The following is a 19,488-nucleotide window of genomic DNA, read 5'->3' as shown; positions in this document are numbered from 1 at the left end:
GATCCGGCCGGATCGCGAGCCGAACCTCCGCAGTGCTTGCACTGGCGGCGGACGGAAAGCCAAATGGACTTGGGGAAGGGCCGATTCAGGACCCGCCGGGTCACGGTTCAGGTGCACGAAATGACGGTGTTTTCCGCAGTCGATGCGGCCTTCGAGGGCTTCCGGGTCACCTGGGAGAAGCCGAAGACCCTTTTGATCTGGACGGGTTTTTTCCTGATCGTGAACCTGTTGATGCCCCTGGCCCTGTTCGGGCTGGGCCTGAACACCAAGGTGGCCGAACTTGAGGCGGCCAGCGGAAACCCTTCCCAGGATCCCACCGCGGCCATGGAGAGCCTGGCGGCTCTTGCGCCCCTCTACGCCGTCCTGATCCCCGTGGGCCTCGTGGTTCAGGCCATGATCGCCGCCGCAGTCTTCCGGCTGGTCCTGGACCCCGAAGATTCCCGGATTCACCCCGTCCAGTTCGGGCGGGAAGAGGTCCACCAGATTGTCCTGGCCCTCGCTTACACCCTGCTCTTCCTTGTGGCGGTTGTCGTGGCGGTCCTGGTCGGTGGGGTCTTCGCAGGCGTTGCCGCCGCCGTCGGCGCCAGTCCGCTGGTCGGACTGCTGGTCAGCTTCGCCCTCATGGGAGGGCTCGTCTATGTCGCGATCCGCATGTCCCTGGGGCCGGTCATCACCTTCTCCGAGGGCCGGATCGCCCTCTTCGACTCCTGGAACCTGACCCGGGGCCTCTTCTGGCCAATTCTCGGCGCTTATGTCCTCGCGGTCATCGCCATCGCCGTCTTCTACCTTCTGGCGATGGTCCTGGTGGCCGCCCTCGGAGCCCTGATCTCGGGCGGCGATATCGAGACCGTGGGCCGCTTGATGAACCCGGACATGAGCTCGATCCAGGCCTTCTTCTCACCCGGACAGGTGCTGATGATCCTGTTCGGCGCCTTCATGAGCGCAGTCTACAACGCCGTCATGTCCGCCCCGGCGGCGGTGATCTACCGCGAGATCCGGGCGCGCCGCGCAGCGGCCTGAGGTCAGGCGCCCGCGCTCGGGCGGGCGGCCAGCCTCTCCCGCCAGGCGGCGAGGGCCTTGAGCTCAGGGTCGCAGGGCAGGCCTATCCAGTCGGCGAAGTCCACCGTGGTCTGAAGGCAGATGTCCGCCATGGTCAGGGTGTCGAGGGCCAGGAACTCTCGCCCCTGTAGCGAGCGGTCAAAGAACCGCTGGGCCCCGGCCCAGGTGTCTCGGTTCGACTCGCCGAAGTCCTTGTACTGGGTCAGCAGGGCCGCCGTGCGGGGATGGGCGTGGCGCCAGAAATTGCCCACCGGCATCATGGCGACGAACTCGACCCGGCGGACCCACTGGTCCACGAGCGCCTTCTCCACCGCCGTCCTGCCGAACATGCGCGGCTCGGGATGGATCTCCTCGAAATAGCGGCAGATGGACACTGTCTCGGAGATGCAGGTCCCGTCATCCAGTTCCAGGGTGGGGATCTGGCCCAGGGGGTTACGGGCCCGGAAGTCCTCGGACTTGTGCTCGCGCTTCATCATGTCGATGCGCGTCTCGGGCAGGTCCACGCCCTTTTCCGCCAGGAAGATGCGCACACGGCGCGGGTTGGGGGCCGGGTTCGGCGCGCCATAGAGCTTCATGGATTTCCTCCCTGGGAGCGTCGGTCCGTATGTTCAGGCCATGACCGCGCGACGCCGGGCCAATCGCCTGTCTTCATGCCGCGCCAGAATGTCCGCCAGATAGCGTCCCGTCCAGCTTGCCGGCTCGGCGGCGACGGCCTCGGGCGTTCCTGAGGCGACGATCCGGCCGCCGCCATCCCCGCCTTCCGGGCCGAAGTCGAGGATCCAGTCCGCCGTCTTCACGACGTCGAGGTTGTGCTCGATCACAACCACGGTGTTCCCGGCGTCGGCCAGTTCATGCAGAACCTCCAGCAGCTTCCGGACGTCCTCGAAGTGCAGGCCGGTGGTGGGTTCGTCCAGGATGTAGAGGGTCTTGCCGGTGGCCCGGCGGGACAGTTCCTTGGACAGCTTGACCCTCTGGGCCTCGCCGCCCGACAGGGTGGTGGCCTGCTGGCCGACCTTGACGTAGCCGAGGCCCACCCGTTTTAGCGTCGCCATCTTCTCCCGCACCGTGGGCACGGCCTTGAAGAAGTCGTGGGCCTCGTCAACCGTCATGTCCAGGACGTCGGAGATGGACTTGCCCTTGAACAGGATCTCGAGGGTCTCGCGGTTGTACCGGCGGCCCTGGCAGACGTCGCAGGTGACATAGACGTCCGGCAGGAAGTGCATCTCGATCTTGATCAGGCCATCGCCCTGGCAGGCCTCGCACCGTCCGCCCTTCACGTTGAAGCTGAAGCGCCCCGGGCCATAGCCCCGGGCCTTGGCCTCGGGCAGGCCGGCGAACCAGTCGCGGATGGGCTGGAAGGCGCCGGTGTAGGTGGCCGGGTTCGAGCGCGGCGTGCGGCCGATGGGCGACTGGTCGATGTCGATGACCTTGTCGAAGTGCTGCAGCCCTTCGATCCGGTCATGGGGCGCCGGCGCGTCGGCGGCGTTGTGCAGGCGCCGGGCGGCGGCCTTGTAGAGGGTCTCGATGGTGAAGGTGGACTTTCCGCCGCCGGAAACGCCGGTGATGCAGGTCAGGGTGCCGACGGGGATCTCGGCCGTGACGGACTGGAGGTTGTTCCCGGTGGCGCCCACGACCTTCAGGACCTTGGCGCCCTTGACCGGGCGCCGCCGGTCAGGAAGCGGAATTTCCTCGGCGCCGCTCAGGTAACGCCCGGTGACGCTGGCCGGATCGGCCATGATCTCCGCCGGGCGACCCTGGCTGACCACGTGCCCGCCATGGATCCCGGCGCCGGGTCCCATGTCGATGACATGGTCCGCGGTAAGGATGGCCTCCTCGTCGTGTTCGACCACCAGCACGGAGTTCCCGAGGTCGCGCAGGCCGCGCAGGCTGTCCAGCAGGCGGGTGTTGTCTCTCTGGTGCAGGCCGATGGATGGCTCGTCGAGGACGTAGAGCACGCCGGTCAGGCCGGAGCCGATCTGGCTGGCCAGCCGGATCCGCTGGCTCTCGCCGCCCGAGAGCGTGCCAGAGGCCCGGGACAGGTTCAGGTAGTCCAGGCCGACATTCACCAGGAAGCGGAGGCGGTCGTTGATCTCCTTCAGAATCCGGCGGGCGATCTCCATCTGCTTGGGCGTCAGCCGCCCCTCCAGGCTGGTGAACCAGGCGCCGGCCTCGCGGATGGACATGCGCGAGACCTCGCCGATGTGCCGGGCGTCGATCCGCACCGCGAGGGCCTCCGGCTTGAGACGATAGCCCTCGCAGGCCTCGCACGGCGTCTCGGACTGGAAGCGGCCCAGCTCCTCGCGCACCCAGGCGGAATCGGTCTCGCGCCAGCGGCGCTCGAGGTTGGGCAGGACCCCCTCGAAGGTCTTGTTGACCTCGTACTTCCGCGCATTGTCGTCGTAGACGAACAGGATCTTCTCGCCCGCCGAGCCATGCAGGACCACCTTGCGGGCGGCCTCGGGAAGGTCGCTCCAGGGCGCATCCATCGAGAAGGCATAATGCCTGGACAGGGCTTGGAGGGTCTGGGTGTAGAGGGGGGAGGGGCCCTTGGACCAGGGGGCGATGGCGCCCCCGTGCAGGGTGCGGCTGCGGTCGGGCACGACCCGGTCGGCGTCGAAGGCCAGCCGCGCGCCAAGGCCGTCGCAGGACGGGCAGGCGCCAAAAGGATTGTTGAACGAGAAGAGCCGGGGTTCGATCTCGGAGATGGTGAAGCCGGAGACCGGGCAGGCGAACTTCTCGGAGAAGATCAGTCGCCGAGGCTCATCCTCGCCCTCGGGACTGTCGGCCCACTCGGCCACGGCGATGCCGTCGGCCAGCCGCAGGGCGGTTTCCAGGGAGTCGGCGTAGCGGCTCTCAAGGCCGCCGCGGGTGACCAGTCGGTCCACCACCACGTCGATGTCGTGCTTGAACTTCTTGTCGAGGACCGGGGCGTCCTCGATCGGGTAGAAGGCGCCGTCGATCTTGAGGCGCTGAAAACCCGCCTTCTGCCACTCGGCGATCTCCTTGCGGTACTCGCCCTTGCGGCCGCGGACGACGGGGGCCAGCAGGTAGAGCCGCTCGCCCTCGGGAAGGGCCGACAGCTTGTCGACCATCTGCGAGACGGTCTGGCTCTCGATGGGCAGGCCGGTGGCGGGAGAGTAGGGCGTGCCGACCCGGGCCCAGAGCAGGCGCATATAGTCGTGGATTTCGGTCACCGTGCCCACGGTCGATCGCGGATTGCGGCTGGTGGTCTTCTGTTCGATGGAGATGGCGGGCGACAGGCCCTCGATCAGGTCGACGTCGGGCTTGCTCATCAGCTCCAGGAACTGGCGCGCATAGGCTGAGAGGCTCTCGACATAGCGCCTCTGGCCTTCGGCATAGATGGTGTCGAAGGCCAGCGAGCTCTTGCCTGAGCCCGACAGGCCGGTCAGCACGACCAGCTGGCCCCGCGGGATGTCGATGTCGACGTCCTTCAGGTTGTGCTCGCGGGCGCCCCGCACCCGGATGAAGTTCTGGTCGTCGGACATGGCGCGCTCGCCGCGGCCCGGTAACGGGCTAGCGGACTCCCCCTTGCAGAAAGCCCCGGATAACACCGGAACATGAGGCGAACAAGCGGCGCGGAGCCGCCGTCCGCCGGACCCTGTGCATCAGCTCTCGCGCGTGGCGTAGACCGGCTTGCGCTTCTCCAGGAAGGCGCGGACGCCCTCGCCGAAATCGCCGTCCTGGGCGCAGAGGATCTGGTTGCGGTCCTCCATGGCGATGGCCGCCTCCAGGCCCTGGGCGTCGATGGCGTGGTTCAGCGCCTCCTTGGTCAGGCGAAGGCCCAGGGGCGTGGCGTGCAGCATGTCGGCGGCGAAGTCCCGGGCCTCGGCCTCGAGGGCGTCGGGCTCGACGATCCGGCTGACCAGGCCCAACTGGTAGGCGCGCTCGGCGCCCATGAAACGGCCGGTCAGCATGTATTCGGCCGCCACCGAGCTGCCGACCATCCGGGGCAGGAAATAGCTGACCCCGATGTCGCAGGCCGACAGGCCGATGCGGATGAAGGCGGCGTTCATCTTCAGGGAAGGGGTGGCGATCCGCACGTCCGAGGCGAGGGCCAGGGCGAAGCCGCCGCCGCTCGCCGCGCCGTCGACGCAGGCGATGATGGGCTGGGGGCACCGGCGCATGGCGATGACGATCTCGCTGATCCGCCTCTGCCCGGTCAGGCCTGCGCCCACGGACCGGTCGGCGTTGTCGCCGCTGCGTTCCTTCAGGTCCAGGCCGGCGCAGAAGGCCCGTCCGGCCCCGCGCAGCACGACGACCCGCACATCCCGACGCCAGTAGAGGCCGGTGAAGAAGTCCCTCAGCTCCTCGACGAGCCGCGGATTGAGCGCGTTCAGCCGGTCGGGCCGGTTCATCGTCGCCCAGGCGACCTGGTCCTCGATGCGGACGTCCAGGTGTTCGTAGGTCATCAGTCAGCCTTTCCGGTCTTCAGGCGGTCCCGGACGGCCTCGGCCTCCTTCAGGACCCGCAGGGCGTTGCCGCCCCAGATCTTGTTGATGTCGGCCTGGCCATAGCCGGCGGCGATCAGGCGACGGGTGATCTCGGGGTAGCCGGTCACGTCCTCCAGGCCCTCGATGCCGCCGCCGCCATCGAAGTCTCCCGAGACGCCCACATGGTCGGGCCCCGCCACGGCCAGGGCGTGCAGCATGTGCTTCATGAAGTCATCCATGTTGGCCCGAGGGAGGGGCCAGCGGGCGTCGATCGGCTTGCGGCCCTCGACGAAGGCCCGCCTCTGGGCCGGCGTCATCTCGCGGCCAGAGACGCCGAGGGACTTCGCCAGTTCAGCCAGCGCCGCCTCCCGCTCCGGGATCCTCGGGGTCGGGACCATGTAGGCGGAGAAGGCGTTGATCTGGATGACCCCGCCCTTGGCCGCGAGGGCCTTGAGCCGGGTGTCGTCGACGTTGCGAGGGTGGTTGTAGACATCCTTGCAGCCCGAGTGGGACAGGATGATCGGCGCCTCCGAAAGGGCGATCATCTGGTCGAGGGCGAGGTCGCTGGCGTGGCTGGCGTCGATGACCATGCCCAGCCGGTTGGCCTCGGCCACGAAGGTGCGCCCGGCAGGGGACAGGCCGCCCCACTCCGCAGTGTCTGTGGCGGAGTCGGCGAGGTCGCTGTTGCGGAAGTGGACGGGGCCGATCATCCGCACGCCCAGGTCGTGGAAGGTCTTCATGAGCGACAGGTCGCCTGCGACGGGGGAGCCGTTCTCCATGCTCATGAAAACAAAGCGCTTCTTGCGGGCCAGGATCTTCTCCGCGTCGTCCGCCGCCAGGGCCAGTTCGAACTCACGGTTGTGACGCGAGACCATCTCCCGGATCTCCATCGCCCGGTAGAGGGCGTGGTCGCGGGCCCCTGCGTTGCCGGCTGTCCCGCGGGGGCCCTGCGGAGTGAAGACGACAAAGAAACCGCCGTCGACCCCGCCTTCAATCATCCGGGGCAGGTCGACCTGGCTGTCATCCAGCTTGACGTCATGCCGGTCGAGGATGCTCCAGCCCGGACGGGACAGGTTTGCGGGCGTGTCGAAGTGGGTGTCCAGGACGACCGCAGCCTCGTGCGCCTTCCTCGGATTCAGCGAGGCGGCCTGGGCGATGACTGGCAGGGCAACGATAAGCGACGCCGTCAGGACGGCCTTGGAAAGAAGGGGGAGGCGGTGGGGCACGGGGAAGACTCCGGATGAGCCGTCACCCTGCCTCCTCGCGCGCGTGGGGCGCAAGCCCCGCGGGGCCTGCGCGCCGTCGTCAGGCCCTCTGGTTCAGGGTGATGGAGGTGGCCAGGCTCAGTGCGTGGGCCTGTGCGCCAGGGCCGTAGCCCACCGCCCGGGTGCGCTGGGCGGCGACTTCGTTGGCGATGGCCTGGACCAGGCCCTCCGTCACGGTCCGCGCCGCTTCCAGGGCGCGTCCCTGGCGGGCCAGGACGGCGTCAAAGGCCTCGGTGGCGCGCATGAGCCGGGTCCGGCCCTCGAGGTCGGCGGGTGCGATCAGGTCGGGATTGGCCCGGACCCGCGCCGACTCATGCCGGTAGAGGTTGGCGAGGCGGGAGGTCTCCTCCACCAGGGCGGCGGCGTCCTGGGGGCGGTGGGTTTCAAACGCCTGGGCCTCGGCGGCGATGAGCTCGGTGAGGCGCTCGGTCAGGGCGATCAACTGCTCGACGCGTTCGCCGGCGGTGTCTGCGGACAAGGCCATGGTCATTCTCCTAGCTGAGCCCCTGAAGCTTGAGCATTTCCGCCTGGACGGGGCCGGTGAGGCCGACGCCGCCGGAGCGAGTGATCTGGCGCGCCATGGCGTCGCTCAGGAAGGACCGGAAGGCGCCTTCACCGGCCCCGCCGGTGAAGGGTCCGTCGGCCTGCAGGCCGGTGAACATCTGGCCGATCATGACCGACAGGAACGAGGTCTCGAAGTCCTGGGCCGCCTGGGCGATCCGCCGGCGCTGGACCTCGTCCGAGGGCGTGGTCAGGGGGGAGGGGGCGAAGCCGGGAGTGACGGTGGATGTCATCACATCACCTCGATGTCGGCCTGGAGGGCGCCCGCCGCCTTGATGGCCTGCAGGATGGAGATCATGTCCCGCGGCGTGACTCCCAGGGTGTTGAGGCCGGCCACCAGGCTCGAAAGCGAGGCCCCGTTCCTGAGGGTGACCAGCTGGCGGCCCTTTTCCTCCTCGACGTCCACGCTCGACATGGGCGTGACGGTGGTCTGGCCCTGGGAGAAGGCGTTGGGCTGGCTGACGGCGGGCGTCTCCTGCACCCGGATGGTCAGGTTGCCCTGGGCGATGGCGACGGTGGAGATCCGGACGTTCTCGCCCATCACGATGACCCCGGCGACTTCGTCGATCACCACCTTGGCGGGTTCGTCCGTGTCGACGGCCAGGTTCTCGATGCGAGAGATCATGGCGACCATGTTCACGCCAACCGGCGGCCGCAGGGTGACGATGGTGGGGTTCTCGACGACCGCCGAGCCCGGATAGACGCCATTGACGGCTTCGGCGACGCGACGCGCGGTCGTGAAGTCGGGATTGCGCAGGGTCATGCGCATCTGCGGCATGGAGGCCAGCTGGAAGCCCAGCTCGCGCTCGACAATGGCCCCGCCGGCGATCCGCCCAGCGGTCGGGACGCCCTTGGTGATCGAGCTGCCCGAGGCGCCGCCAGCCGAGACCGCCCCGGTCTGCACCGTGCCCTGGGCGACGGCGTAGGCCTCTCCATTGGCGCCCATCAGGGGCGTGACCAGCAGGGTGCCGCCCAGCAGGCTCTTGGCGTCGCCCATGGCCGAGACCGTGGCGTCGATCGGCGCGCCGGCGGTAGTGAAGGGCGGGAGGCGCGCCGTGACCATCACGGCGGCGACGTTCTTGGTGTTGAGGTTGGTCTCGCGGATGTTGACCCCAAGACGCTCCAGCATGGCCTCCAGGCTCTGCCGGGTGAAGGGGGCGTTACGGAGGGAATCCCCGGTGCCATTGAGGCCCACCACCAGGCCGTAGCCCACCAGCATGTTGTCGCGGACGCCCTCGAACTCGACGATATCCTTGATGCGCGATCGGGCCTCGGCCTGCCCCGCGGCCGAAGCCAGGACGAGGGCGCCGGCGAGGGCGAGACAGAATGCGCGGCTGCGTCGGAACATGAGAACGCCTTCAAGGCAATGAAACCCGCACTCGCCCTTGCGAGGCCCATGCCAGACCGGCTGGTGGAAAAAGCCCTTAAGAGTCAGCGTGCCCCGGCCCGTTGGCCTCCGCCTGGTCCGGCTCCATCGGCGCCGGGTGCAGAAATTGCCCGGCATTAACCATACCTCAAGGCCGGGAGGTGCTAGTTAGGGGGCATGAAGGTCACCGGCCCCAATGGAGTCTCCTCGGGTCCCGCCTCCGGGCGCAGGACCGGCGCGGCCGGCGGCGGCTTCTCCGTCCCCGCGGCTGGCGCATCCGGCCCCGCGGCGCCTTCGTCGCCCGCCGCCGGGACCAGCGGCCTCATGGGCGTCGAGGCCCTCCTGGCCCTCCAGGATGTGGGCGGACCCCTTGAGGGACGGCGGCGGTCCGTGCGTCGCGCAACCCGCCTGCTGGACGTCCTCGACGACCTTCGGATCGCCCTGATCGACGGGATCATGCGCCCCGACCAGGTCCGGGCCCTGGCCTCCGCCATCGCCGAGCAGAGGTCGTCTACCGGCGATCCCCGGCTGGAAGCCGTACTCGACGAGATCGAGACCCGGGCGGCCGTGGAAATGGCCAAGATGGAGATGCGGGGCTTCGCCTCCTGACCCTGCGTTTGTTGGACGTTGCGCGGCCAATCGGGTTTGCTATAAGCCGCGCAGATTCAGGCCTTCGGGCCCCGGGGGGTGAGGTGTCAATGTCCAAGGCCGACGTCTTGGCGAGTGAGCCGGAGTATCGTCCCAGGGACGATGAGCCGTTTATGAACGAACGGCAACTCGAGTACTTTCGACGCAAGCTGCAGGCCTGGAAGGACGAGATCCTCCGGGAATCCCGCGAAACGGTCGCCCATCTCCAGGCGGAGACGGAAAACCATCCTGACCTCGCTGATCGCGCGACCTCCGAGACCGACAGGGCCCTGGAACTGCGCACCCGCGACCGCCAGAGGAAGCTGATCTCGAAGATCGACGAGGCCCTCCGCAGGATCGAGGATGGCTCCTACGGTTATTGCGAGGAGACGGGCGAGCCCATCGGCCTCGCCCGGCTGGACGCGCGTCCTATCGCCACCCTGAGCCTCGAGGCCCAGGAGCGGCATGAAAGGCGCGAGCGGGTCCATCGTGACGACTGAGCCGTCGGCGCTCCCGAGTATCGATCCCTTCTACGCCATCGGCCTCAGCGTCCTCGCCCGCCGGCTGGAGTCCGAGGGCGCCAAGATCATTCACATGGAGTTCGGCCAGCCGTCGACGGGGGCGCCCGCCGCCGCCCTCGCCGCCGCCCACCGGGCCCTCGACACCGACCCGGGCAGCTACTGGGAGAGCCAGGAACTCAGGGCCCGGCTGTCGCGCCACTATCAGGAGACCTACGGCGTAGACCTGCCGCCGGGGCGCATCCTCCTCACCTGCGGGGCGTCTCCGGCCCTGGTGCTGGCCCTGTCCGCCCGGTTCGCCGCCGGCGACAGGGTCGCCCTGGCCCGCCCGGGCTATGTCGCCTACCGGAACACCCTGCGGGCCCTTCATCTCGAGCCCGTCGAAATTCCCTGTGGACCGGATGTCGACTACCAGCTCACCGCCGCGGCCCTGGAGCGGATCGAGGGCCCCCTGGCTGGGGCCATCATCGCCAGTCCCGCCAATCCCACCGGGTCGATCCTGCCCCCCGCCGAACTGGAGGCCATCGTCCGGGTCTGTGACGACCGAGGCCTAGGCCTGATCTCGGACGAGATCTATCACGGCCTGTCATACGGCGAGCGCGCCCGATCGGTGCTGGAGTTCACCGACCAAGCCTTCGTCGTGAACAGCTTTTCCAAGTACTTCAGCATGGTGGCCTGGCGACTCGGCTGGCTCGCCGCGCCCGCCGCCCATGCCGACCGGGCCCGCGCCCTAGTCAGCAACCTCTTCCTGACCCCGCCGTCCCTCAGCCAGCACGCTGGCCTTGTCGCGATGGACTGCCGCGAGGAGCTTGAGGCGAACCTCGCCGTCTACCTGCGCAACCGGGCCCTGATCCTCGAGGCCCTGCCGCGGCTGGGCCTGGCGACCATCGCGCCGCCGGACGGCGCCTTCTATATCTATGCCGACGTGGGCCACCTGACGGACGACAGCCTCGCCTTCTGCGAGCGCCTGCTGCGCGACACCGGCGTGGCCATCGCCCCGGGCGTGGACTTCGACCCCGTGGAGGGACGCCGGTTCATCCGCATCAGCTTTGCAGTCTCGACGGACCTGGTCCGGGAAGGCGTCGAGCGGCTTGTCCCCTGGTTCGCAGCCCAGCCCCGGCGGGCGTGAACCACGGCGCTTGACCGGCTCCATAGCGCCCTGAGATTGTCAGACGTCCGCCCAGGTGGGGTGGAGAAGGAGCGTGTCGATGCAAGCCCTGGCCCGTTTCCTGACCGACCAGCAGCTCTGGATCGTCGGCCTGAGCCTCTTCATCCTGATGGTGGTGGTCCGGTCCCTTGCCGAGCGCATCCGACGGCGCCGCTCACGGGCGGCCGGGGAGGGCCTGTCCCAGGCGGGGGAAGGCCTGATCGCCACCAGCGTGGTCGGCCTCCTGTCGCTGCTGATCGCCTTCACCTTCTCCCTCGCCCTTGCGCGGCATGAGCTGCGCCGGACCCTGGTGGTGGAGGAGGCCAACGCGATTGGCGTGGCCTACATGCGCGCCCAACTGCTGAAGGAGCCCTACAGGACCGACCTGAGCAACGTCATTGTCTCCTATGCCCAGGTCCGGCAGGTCAGCGGAGAGCTCACCGGCCCCGCCCAGCTCGCCGCCCAGGAGCATTCCGAAGCCCTCCAGGCGCCGCTCTGGCAAAGGACTGCCGAAGCGGCCCGGATGTCCGACACCCCCGCCCTCGCCAACTTCCTGGTCCAGAGCGTCACCCGGTTGATCGAGGTGGAGGGCCAGCGGAAGGCCGCCCTGGCCGCGCGGATCCCGCAGGCGGTCCTGGTCGCCCTCATGGGATTCGCCGTGGGGGTGGCGGGCATCCTGGGTTACGTCGCCGCCGGCGCTCACGCCCACCGGAAGCGGGTCAGCTTTGTCATGTTCATGCTCGTGACCCTGGCCTTCCTGATCATCCTTGACCTCGACCGCCCGGGAGATGGCCTGATCACCGTGTCCGAGGCCAACATGAGCGACATGGTCCGGGCCCTGCCGTCCTTCACCGTTGCGGGCCCGGGACGCTGAATCCGAGGGTCGGGCGACTGGCGGGCCGCGACGGTCGGGGCTAAAGGTCAGGACATGACCCGGTCCATCGTCATCGCCGCCGTCCAGGCCAATCCCACCGTCGGGGCCATCGCCGCCAATGAGGCGCAGGCCCGCCTCCGGCTGGCCGAGGCCCGCGCCGCCGGCGCCGACCTGGCGGTCTTCCCGGAACTCTTCATCAATGGCTACCCGCCTGAAGACCTGGCGCTCAAGCCCGCCTTCTGGCGCGCCGGCCAGGCGGCTGTGGAGCGCCTCGCCCTGGAGACCGATGACACCTTCGCCGCACTGGTGGGCGTGATCTGGCCCGCCGAAGGCCCAGGCCGCCGTCCCCGTAACGGGCTGGCCTTCCTCGCCGGGGGCCGGGTCCAGGGCGTGGCCTTCAAGTCCGACCTGCCCAATTACGGTGTCTTCGACGAGAAGCGGGTGTTCGAGCCGGGTGAGGGGCCGTCTGTCTTCACCTGGAAGGGCGTTCGCCTGGGCGTGCCCATCTGCGAGGATATCTGGTCGTCGGGTGTCTGTGCGGCCCTGGCCGCCCAGGGCGCCGAGATCCTGGTCGCCCCGAATGGCTCGCCCTATCGCCGCACGGCGGATCGGGAACGGACCGGTGTCGCCCGAGCCCGGGTGGCCGAGACGGGCCTGCCCCTGATCTACCTGAACGAGGTGGGCGGCCAGGACGAACTGGTCTTCGACGGCGCTTCCTTCGCCCTCGACGCGCGGGGACGCGAGGTCATGCGCCTGCCCATGTTCGAGGAGGCTGTCGGCGTGATGCGCTGGTCCGAGGGTCCGGAGGGCTGGACGGCGACGGGCGCACCCCTGGCGGGCTGGATGGACGGGCCGGGCGAGGTCTACCACGCCATGGTCGTCGGCCTGCGGGACTACGTGAACAAGTCCGGGTTTCCCGGGGTGCTGCTGGGCCTGTCCGGCGGCGTGGACTCCGCCATCACAGCCGTGGTCGCCGCCGACGCCCTGGGCCCCGACCGGGTTCGCTGCTTCATGCTGCCGTCGCGCTACACCAGCCGGGAGAGCCTGGAGGACGCCGAGGACTGCGCCCGCCGCCTGGGCGTCAGGCTCGACGAGATCCCCATCTCCCCTGCGGTCGACGCCTTCGCCGGCATGCTGACCCCCCTGTTCGAGAACCGTCCGCCGGACCTGACCGAAGAGAACATCCAGGCCCGTATCCGCGGCCTGTCACTCATGGCCCTGTCCAACAAGCTGGGGTCCATGCTCCTGACCACCGGCAACAAGAGCGAGATCGCGGTCGGCTACGCGACCCTCTACGGCGACATGTGCGGCGGCTACAACGTGCTCAAGGACCTCTACAAGACCGAGGTCTATGAGGTCTGCCGCTGGCGCAACGCCCACGACCCCTTTGGCGTCGCCGCCGACCCCATCCCCGACCGGATCCTGACCAAGCCGCCTTCCGCGGAGTTGCGTCCGGACCAGAAGGACCAGGACAGCCTCCCGGAATATGCCGACCTCGACGCCATCCTGCACGGCCTGGTCGAGGAAGAGGCCTCCCTGGACGAGATCGTCGACCGGGGTTTCCCGCGCGAGATGGTCGAGCGGGTCCAGCGGCTCCTCTACGGCTCGGAGTACAAGCGGCGGCAGGCGGCCCCCGGCGTCAAGATCGGGCCGAAGGCCTTTGGGCGTGACCGCCGCTATCCGATCGTCAACGGTTTCCGCGACCAGGTTTCCAAGGGATGAGGCCCTGGCGGGCGTCGCACCTGGGTCGATTCCTGGGCTCGTCCCTGGCGCTCGCCGTCGCCGCCTGCAGTCCCTCGGGGGCGCCGCCCGTCGCCGGCGCCGCCCGCCAGGACGAGGCTGCCTACCTTCCACCTCCCGTCGTGGACCAGGTGTCGGCCGAGGCTGGAGCCACCCGTCTTGAGGGCCAGGCGACAGCGGGGGCGAAGGTGCGTCTTGCGAGCCCGGGCGGCGCAGAACTCGCCACGACCGCCGAGGGCGGACGGTGGGGCCTGGTGGTTCCGGGCGCGGGTGCGCCACGGGTCTTCGGCCTGTCCCAGTCGCTCGAGGGCCGGACCACGCAGGCCGAAGGCTACGTCTTTCTGGGCGCTGACGGAGGCGGTTGGCTTCTCAGGTCGGGCGGTGCGGCGCGTCCCCTCGGGTCCGCCCCGGCCCGCGGTCTTGTCATCGACTACGACCGCAGCGGCGGCGCCGTGGTCTCCGGCCCGGGCCCCGCCGGCGCCCTCCTGGTGGCCCAGCTGGATGGCCGGAGGGCGGGGGAGGGCCGCGCCGACCCGAAGGGCCGGTTCGAGATCCGGCTGAACGGCCCGGCGCCCATGGGGGAAAGCCGCCTGCGGGTCTTCGGCGAGGGGCTGAACCTCGAGACCCGGATCCGCCTGTCGCCGCCTGCGCCCCTCACGGCCGGGCCGGTCCGGGCCGAGGATCGCGGCCAGGGTTTGCGGATTGACTGGATGACGCCCGGCGGCGGGGTCCAGACCACCCAGATCCTGCCCTGAGACCCGCCCATGGCCTTCCACCATGGCGCACGCCCCGGAGCCGAGACCCCGCCGGCTGAGACAGGGTTCGACTTCTGGGGGTCCATGCGGGATCTCTGGCGGCTGGTCCTCCGCAGCGGTGCGCCAGGGCTGAGCTGGCGGATCGCCCTCGCCCTGGTGCTGATCGTCCTGGGCAAGGCCGCCGGGGTCGCTGCACCCGTCCTGCTGGGCGACGCCATCAACCGCCTGGCGGATCACAGGCTGGGAACGTCCGGGCTGGCGCTTGGAGGGGGGTTCATCCTGCTGGCCCTTGGCTTCGCCGGACTTCGCCTCATCGCCTCGACCGCGCCCAACCTTCGCGAGGTCATCTTCACCCCGGTTTCCCAGGCGACCATGGCGCGGGCCGCCGAGGAGAGCTTCGGCCATGTGCTGACGCTGTCCCTCGACTACCACCAGGGCAAGCAGACCGGCGCCCTGGCCAGGATCATCGACCGGGGGTCGCGCTCCACCGACTTCCTGATCCGCAGCGTGGTCTTCAACCTCGGGCCCACCGCCCTGGAACTGATCCTCGCTATGGGTGTCATGGCCGGCAGGCTCGACTGGCGCTTCGCGGCAGCCACCTTCGTCACCATCGTCATCTACGCGGTCCTGACCTTCCGCATCACCGACTGGCGGCTTTCGCACCGGCGCGAGCTCAACCTGGCCGATGGCAAGGCGGCGGGCCTGTCGGTCGACGCCCTCATGAACTTCGAGACCGTCAAGGCTTTCGGGCAGGAACGCCGGACGGTCGGATCCTATGCGGCGGCGCTGGCTGGCTACATGCGTGCGGCGGTGCAGGCCAATACCTCCCTGTCCCTGCTGAACGGCGTCCAGGCCCTGGTCCTTAACCTTGGCCTCGCCCTGATGGTTCTGCTAGCCGGTCTGGAGGTCCTGGAAGGCCGGATGCGGCTCGGGGACGTAACCATGGCCGTCCTCCTGGTCATCGGCCTCTACCAGCCCCTCAACATGCTGGGCTTCAATTACCGCGAGATCCGGCAGGCCTTCATCGACATGGAGCAGATGGTGGAGATCGGCCGGGCTGTCCCTGACGTAGCCGAGCCGCAGTCGCCTCGCTCCCTTCCCCCGGCCACGGGCGGCGGGGCTCACCTCGCCTTCCGGGATGTCGCCTACCGTCATGGGGGCCGCGCCCTGGGCCTTGCCGGCATCTCCTTTGAGTCGCCCCCGGGAACGACCACCGCCCTGGTAGGTCCCTCCGGGGCCGGGAAGACCACCATTGTCCGCCTCGCCCTTCGCCTGGTTGATCCTGACTCTGGGGCCGTCACCCTGGACGGTGTTGACCTGCGCGACCTCGCCCGGACTGACCTAAGGCGCGCCACGGCCCTGGTTCCCCAGGAAGTGGCCCTGTTCAACGACACCCTGGGCGCCAACATCGCCTTCGCCAGGCCCGGCGCCTCCGAGGCCGAGGTCCTTGAGGCGGCGGAGGCCGCCGAGCTGGGCGCCTTCATCCGCGCCACGCCCGGCGGCCTGGCGGTGCGGGTGGGGGAACGGGGCCTCAAGCTCTCCGGCGGCGAGCGCCAGAGGGTGGGCATCGCCCGGGCGCTGCTGGCGGATCCCAGGCTTCTTGTTCTGGACGAGGCGACGTCTGCCCTCGACGGCCCGACCGAGGCGGCGATCCAGGAGACCCTTCGTCGGGTGCGCCGGAACCGGACCACCCTGGTCGTCGCCCACCGGCTTTCTACCATCGTCGACGCCGACCAGATCCTGGTCCTGCGAGCAGGGCGGATTGTCGAGCGCGGCGACCATGCCGCCCTGCTTGCCCGGGACGGGGAGTACGCCGCCCTCTGGAGACGCCAGACCCGGGAGGCCTGATCGGCCTCCCGGCTATTCCGCCGGGGTGGGCGAGGGGGCTTCGGGACCGCCCTGCGGGATCCGGACACCGTCAAAGGCCCGCCGGCGCGCCTTCATTCCCACTCTGCGGCGGATGGCGTCAAAGACCGTCCCGAACCGCTCGGACAGGACCTTGGGCATGGCCAGCATGACCGGCGTCACCACCAGGGTCAGCAGGGTGGCGAAGGACAGGCCCCAGACCACGGCGGCTGAGAGCTGGACCCACTGCCCCGAGCCCGGCGCCTGGTACTCCAGAACCAGGTTGTGGAAGTTGGGATGCACCTGGAACATCAGCGGCAGGAGGCCCACTACGGTCACCAGGGTCGTCAGCATTACCGGGCGGAACCGCTGTGCGGAGGCGCGGACCGCGGCCTCGTAGGCGTCATAGCCGGCTCGTTTCAGCTGGTAGAAGCTGTCCACCAGGACGATGTTGTGGCCCACCACCACGCCGGCCAAGGCCACGACGCCCGTCCCCAGCATGATTACCGATATGTAGTTGAAGGTGTTGGCGAAGTTGATGACCACGCCCAACAACACACCGACGGTCGACAGCAGCACGGCGAACAGCGTCACCGCCACCCCCCAGAAGCTGTTGAACTGCCACAACAGGATGATCATCATCATGAACAGGGCCGCGAAGATGGCCGTGATGAAGAACAGTACGGCGGCCCGGCCCTCCTCGTCGGCCCCGGTGAACTTCCACTGCACGGACGAGTCGATCGGCGCCTTCTCAAGCCAGGGCCTGAGATCGGCGATCTTCTGGTTGGCCGCCACGCCCTTGGGGACATTGGCCTGGACGATGACCAGGCGCTGGCCGTCGCGACGCTGGATCTGGGTCACCTGCTGGGCCGGTTGCCGGTCCACGAAGTAGCTGGCGGGAACCGGTCCGAAGGGCGTACCGATCTTCAGCGAGTCCAGGGCGTCGAGGTTCCGGCCCTCGGGCGTGAAGCGCACCCGGATGTCCAGTTCGTCCTCGGCGTCATCCGGCCGGAACCGGCCCACGAGCACGCCCGTCGTCGTGTACTGGATGGCCTGTCCGACCGTCAGGACGTCGACCCCGTAACGGCCGGCGGCCTCGCGGTCGACGGCGAGGTTCCACTCGATGCCCGGCGAGGTCCGGTTGTCCTCAAGCTCGATGACCTGGGGGTCCGAGGCCAGCTTGGACTTGACCAGCTCGGCGGCCGCGTTGAGGGCGGCGGCATTGTTGCTCCTCATCTCGACCTGGATGGCCTTGCCTGTGGGCGGACCGCCCTCAGGCTCGCGCACCTCGGTCTCGATCCCGGGGATTCCGGCGACCCTGCGGCGGACTTCCTCCGCAAGCCCCGAGCCCTTCAGGCCCAGTCGCACCCGGTCTTCATACTTCAGGAACTCGACCTCCATCGTCCCGATGGTGTCGTTGGGCGCGCCGAACCGGCCGCCGAAGCCGGCGCCGCCGCCACCGCCAGCGCGCACGAACAGGGCCTTGACCCCCTTCATGCCGGTGAGGCGGTCCTCGACCTGGCGGACCAGCGCATCCTGGGCCTGGGCGTTCAGGTTGCCCCGCGCCTTGACGTAGACCTGGACGCTCTCAGGGTCCTCGTCGAGGAAGAACTCGATGCGGTGCGGCGTCTTGGCGAACCAGACGAAGACCAGGATGACGATCAGGAAGGTGGTCCCCAGGACCCGGAAGGGATGGTGGGACAGGAAGGCCACGGTCCGGGCGTACCAGCCCATGAAGCCCGTCATCTGGGTCGGATCGCCCCGCTCGGCCTTCTCCAGCTCGGCCAGTTCCGCGGCGTCCGCCTTGCGTTCCTTGGCGAAGATGGAACCAAGCGCCGGGGTGAAGATCAGGGCGATGAAAATGGAGGCGCCCAGCACGAAGAACAGGGTCAGCGGCAGGAAGCTCATGAACTTACCGGCGATCGAGTTCCAGAACATGAAGGGCACGAAGGCGCAGAGGGTCGTCAGGGTGCCGTTGAGCACAGGCCAGAACATCCTCTTGCCGGCGACGGTGAAGGCCTCGACCCGGTTCAGGCCCTCCGCCATTTTCCGTTCGGCGTACTCCACCACCACGATGCCGCCGTCCACCAGGATCCCGACGGCCAGCACCAGGCCGAACATGACCATCTGGTTCAGGGTCACGTTGATGGCGTTCAGCATCATGAAGGCGAGGGCGAAACAGGCCGGGATGGCCAGGCCGACCATCAGGCCCTGGCGCACCCCCAGGCTGGCCACGATGATGACCATGACCAGGAGGGTCGCGGAAAGCAGCCCGCCCTCGAGGACCAGAAGGGTCCGCTCGATGAACTCGGATTCGTCGAAGGTGTAGTCAACCTTCACGGTCGGCGGCCAGGCCTTCTGCTCGGCCTCCACCGTCTTGCGGACGGCCTTGACGGTGTCGAGCACGTTCGCGCCCGCGCGCTTGGAGACATAGATCGAATAGGCTGGTTCGCCGTTGTACCGGGCGATGAAGGTCGGATCCTTGAAGGTCCGGCGTACGTCGCCGACGTCCCCGACGGTGATCAGGCGGTCGCCGTTGCGCTTGATCGGCAGGGCGAGGATGTCCTCGGGCTTCTCGATCACCCCGGGGACCTTGACCGCGAACTTGCCCTTGCCGGTCTGTAGGTCGCCGGCCGGCACCAGCTGGTTGTTCCGGCCGATGACCTGGGCCAGCTCGCCGGAGGTGACCTTGTAAGCTTCCATCCGCACCGGATCGACGGTGACCTCGAGGAACTCCTCGCGGATGCCGGACACGTCAGCCTTGAGCACCCCGGGCACGGCTTCCAGCCGATCACGAAGGGCGTTGGATATTCGCACGAACTCCCGCTCGGGGGCTGGTCCGGAGAGGACGATGCCGATCACCGGCTGGTCGGTGAAGTTGGCCTCCTCGATCACGGGCTCGAGGGCGTCCGGCGGGAACCGCCCGCGCGCCTGATCGACTTTGGCGCGCACGTCCTGGAGCGCCCTGTCCTTGTCGAAGGAGGGCTCGAACTCGAGGGTGACGAAGGCCGAGCCCTGCCGGGCGACGGCGTTCATCTGCTTCAGCCCTTCAATGGACTGGAGGTTGGTCTCCAGGGGCTTGACCAGCAGCCGCTCGGCGTCCTCCGGGCTCACGCCCGGATAGGGAACGATCACCGCCACGAAGGGCAGGTCGATGTTCGGGTTCGCCTCCCGAGGCATGGTGTTGTAGGCGATCAGGCCGAAGATCGACGCGATCAGCGTGACCCCGAGGACCACCTTCCGGCGCTTGATGGCGCCTTCGATCAGGGCTCCGATCATG

At 68.8% G+C, this 19,488-nt stretch carries 16 protein-coding genes; 8 read left to right on the top strand and 8 right to left on the bottom strand.

Features of this window, described 5'->3' with window-relative positions; all coding sequences use genetic code 11:
* Positions 1–63 precede the first annotated feature (63 nt).
* Positions 64–1,020 carry a hypothetical protein gene (locus tag HYN04_RS07750; protein WP_110450230.1) on the top strand — a complete coding sequence of 319 codons (957 nt, stop codon included), beginning with the start codon at positions 64–66 and terminating at the stop codon, positions 1,018–1,020.
* 2 nt (positions 1,021–1,022) lie between these two features.
* Here HYN04_RS07750 and HYN04_RS07745 read toward each other — a convergent pair whose 3' ends face one another.
* The 7 genes from HYN04_RS07745 to HYN04_RS07715 all read right to left on the bottom strand — a co-directional run bounded on the left by HYN04_RS07745 (position 1,023) and on the right by HYN04_RS07715 (position 8,684).
* Positions 1,023–1,634 carry a glutathione S-transferase family protein gene (locus HYN04_RS07745; RefSeq protein WP_110450229.1) on the bottom strand — a complete coding sequence of 204 codons (612 nt, stop codon included), beginning with the start codon at positions 1,632–1,634 and terminating at the stop codon, positions 1,023–1,025.
* A 33-nt stretch (positions 1,635–1,667) separates the two neighbouring features.
* The gene (gene uvrA, locus HYN04_RS07740) at positions 1,668–4,565 is read right to left on the bottom strand and encodes an excinuclease ABC subunit UvrA (RefSeq protein WP_110450228.1); all 2,898 of its coding nucleotides are present in this window, start codon (positions 4,563–4,565) and stop codon (positions 1,668–1,670) included.
* Positions 4,566–4,685: 120 nt separating this feature from the next.
* On the bottom strand, positions 4,686–5,489 hold the full coding sequence (locus HYN04_RS07735; RefSeq protein WP_110450227.1) for an enoyl-CoA hydratase/isomerase family protein: 804 nt from the start codon (positions 5,487–5,489) through the stop codon (positions 4,686–4,688).
* A complete protein-coding gene (locus HYN04_RS07730) occupies positions 5,489–6,736 on the bottom strand; it encodes a dipeptidase (protein ID WP_110450226.1) in 1,248 nt (415 codons plus the stop codon). Before HYN04_RS07730 ends, HYN04_RS07735 begins: the two co-directional genes overlap by 1 nt.
* A gap of 79 nt (positions 6,737–6,815) precedes the next feature.
* A complete protein-coding gene (locus HYN04_RS07725; protein WP_110450225.1) occupies positions 6,816–7,259 on the bottom strand; it encodes a flagellar basal body protein in 444 nt (147 codons plus the stop codon).
* A gap of 10 nt (positions 7,260–7,269) precedes the next feature.
* Positions 7,270–7,569 (bottom strand): rod-binding protein, encoded by a 300-nt coding sequence (locus HYN04_RS07720; RefSeq protein ID WP_110450224.1) that lies wholly within the window; start codon positions 7,567–7,569, stop codon positions 7,270–7,272.
* Positions 7,569–8,684, bottom strand: coding sequence for a flagellar basal body P-ring protein FlgI (locus HYN04_RS07715; RefSeq protein WP_110450223.1), 1,116 nt, complete (start codon positions 8,682–8,684; stop codon positions 7,569–7,571). The genes HYN04_RS07720 and HYN04_RS07715 overlap by 1 nt, the downstream gene beginning before the upstream one ends.
* A gap of 195 nt (positions 8,685–8,879) precedes the next feature.
* Between HYN04_RS07715 and fliX the strand changes: the two genes are divergently transcribed.
* The 7 genes from fliX (at position 8,880) to HYN04_RS07680 (ending at position 16,211) form a co-directional block, all read left to right on the top strand.
* Positions 8,880–9,311 (top strand): flagellar assembly regulator FliX, encoded by a 432-nt coding sequence (gene fliX, locus HYN04_RS07710; RefSeq protein ID WP_110450222.1) that lies wholly within the window; start codon positions 8,880–8,882, stop codon positions 9,309–9,311.
* 89 nt (positions 9,312–9,400) lie between these two features.
* On the top strand, positions 9,401–9,829 hold the full coding sequence (dksA, locus tag HYN04_RS07705) for an RNA polymerase-binding protein DksA (protein ID WP_110450221.1): 429 nt from the start codon (positions 9,401–9,403) through the stop codon (positions 9,827–9,829).
* The gene (locus tag HYN04_RS07700; protein WP_110450220.1) at positions 9,795–10,976 is read left to right on the top strand and encodes a pyridoxal phosphate-dependent aminotransferase; all 1,182 of its coding nucleotides are present in this window, start codon (positions 9,795–9,797) and stop codon (positions 10,974–10,976) included. Before dksA ends, HYN04_RS07700 begins: the two co-directional genes overlap by 35 nt.
* Before the next feature lie 79 nt (positions 10,977–11,055).
* Positions 11,056–11,868 carry a bestrophin-like domain gene (locus HYN04_RS07695; RefSeq protein ID WP_110450219.1) on the top strand — a complete coding sequence of 271 codons (813 nt, stop codon included), beginning with the start codon at positions 11,056–11,058 and terminating at the stop codon, positions 11,866–11,868.
* A gap of 54 nt (positions 11,869–11,922) precedes the next feature.
* Positions 11,923–13,590 (top strand): NAD+ synthase, encoded by a 1,668-nt coding sequence (locus tag HYN04_RS07690; protein ID WP_110450218.1) that lies wholly within the window; start codon positions 11,923–11,925, stop codon positions 13,588–13,590.
* On the top strand, positions 13,587–14,363 hold the full coding sequence (locus tag HYN04_RS07685; protein ID WP_110450217.1) for a hypothetical protein: 777 nt from the start codon (positions 13,587–13,589) through the stop codon (positions 14,361–14,363). The genes HYN04_RS07690 and HYN04_RS07685 overlap by 4 nt, the downstream gene beginning before the upstream one ends.
* 9 nt (positions 14,364–14,372) lie before the next feature.
* A complete protein-coding gene (locus HYN04_RS07680; protein ID WP_110450216.1) occupies positions 14,373–16,211 on the top strand; it encodes an ABCB family ABC transporter ATP-binding protein/permease in 1,839 nt (612 codons plus the stop codon).
* 12 nt (positions 16,212–16,223) lie between these two features.
* On the opposite strand, the gene HYN04_RS07675 is transcribed toward HYN04_RS07680, so the two are convergent.
* The gene (locus HYN04_RS07675) at positions 16,224–19,487 is read right to left on the bottom strand and encodes an efflux RND transporter permease subunit (protein ID WP_110450215.1); all 3,264 of its coding nucleotides are present in this window, start codon (positions 19,485–19,487) and stop codon (positions 16,224–16,226) included.
* Between the last annotated feature and the right edge of the window lies 1 nt (position 19,488).

Source organism: Phenylobacterium parvum, assembly GCF_003150835.1.
GTDB classification, from domain to species: Bacteria; Pseudomonadota; Alphaproteobacteria; order Caulobacterales; family Caulobacteraceae; genus Phenylobacterium; species Phenylobacterium parvum.
Note: the sequence above shows the minus strand (reverse complement) of the source record. Positions and strands in the feature narration are given on the sequence as shown.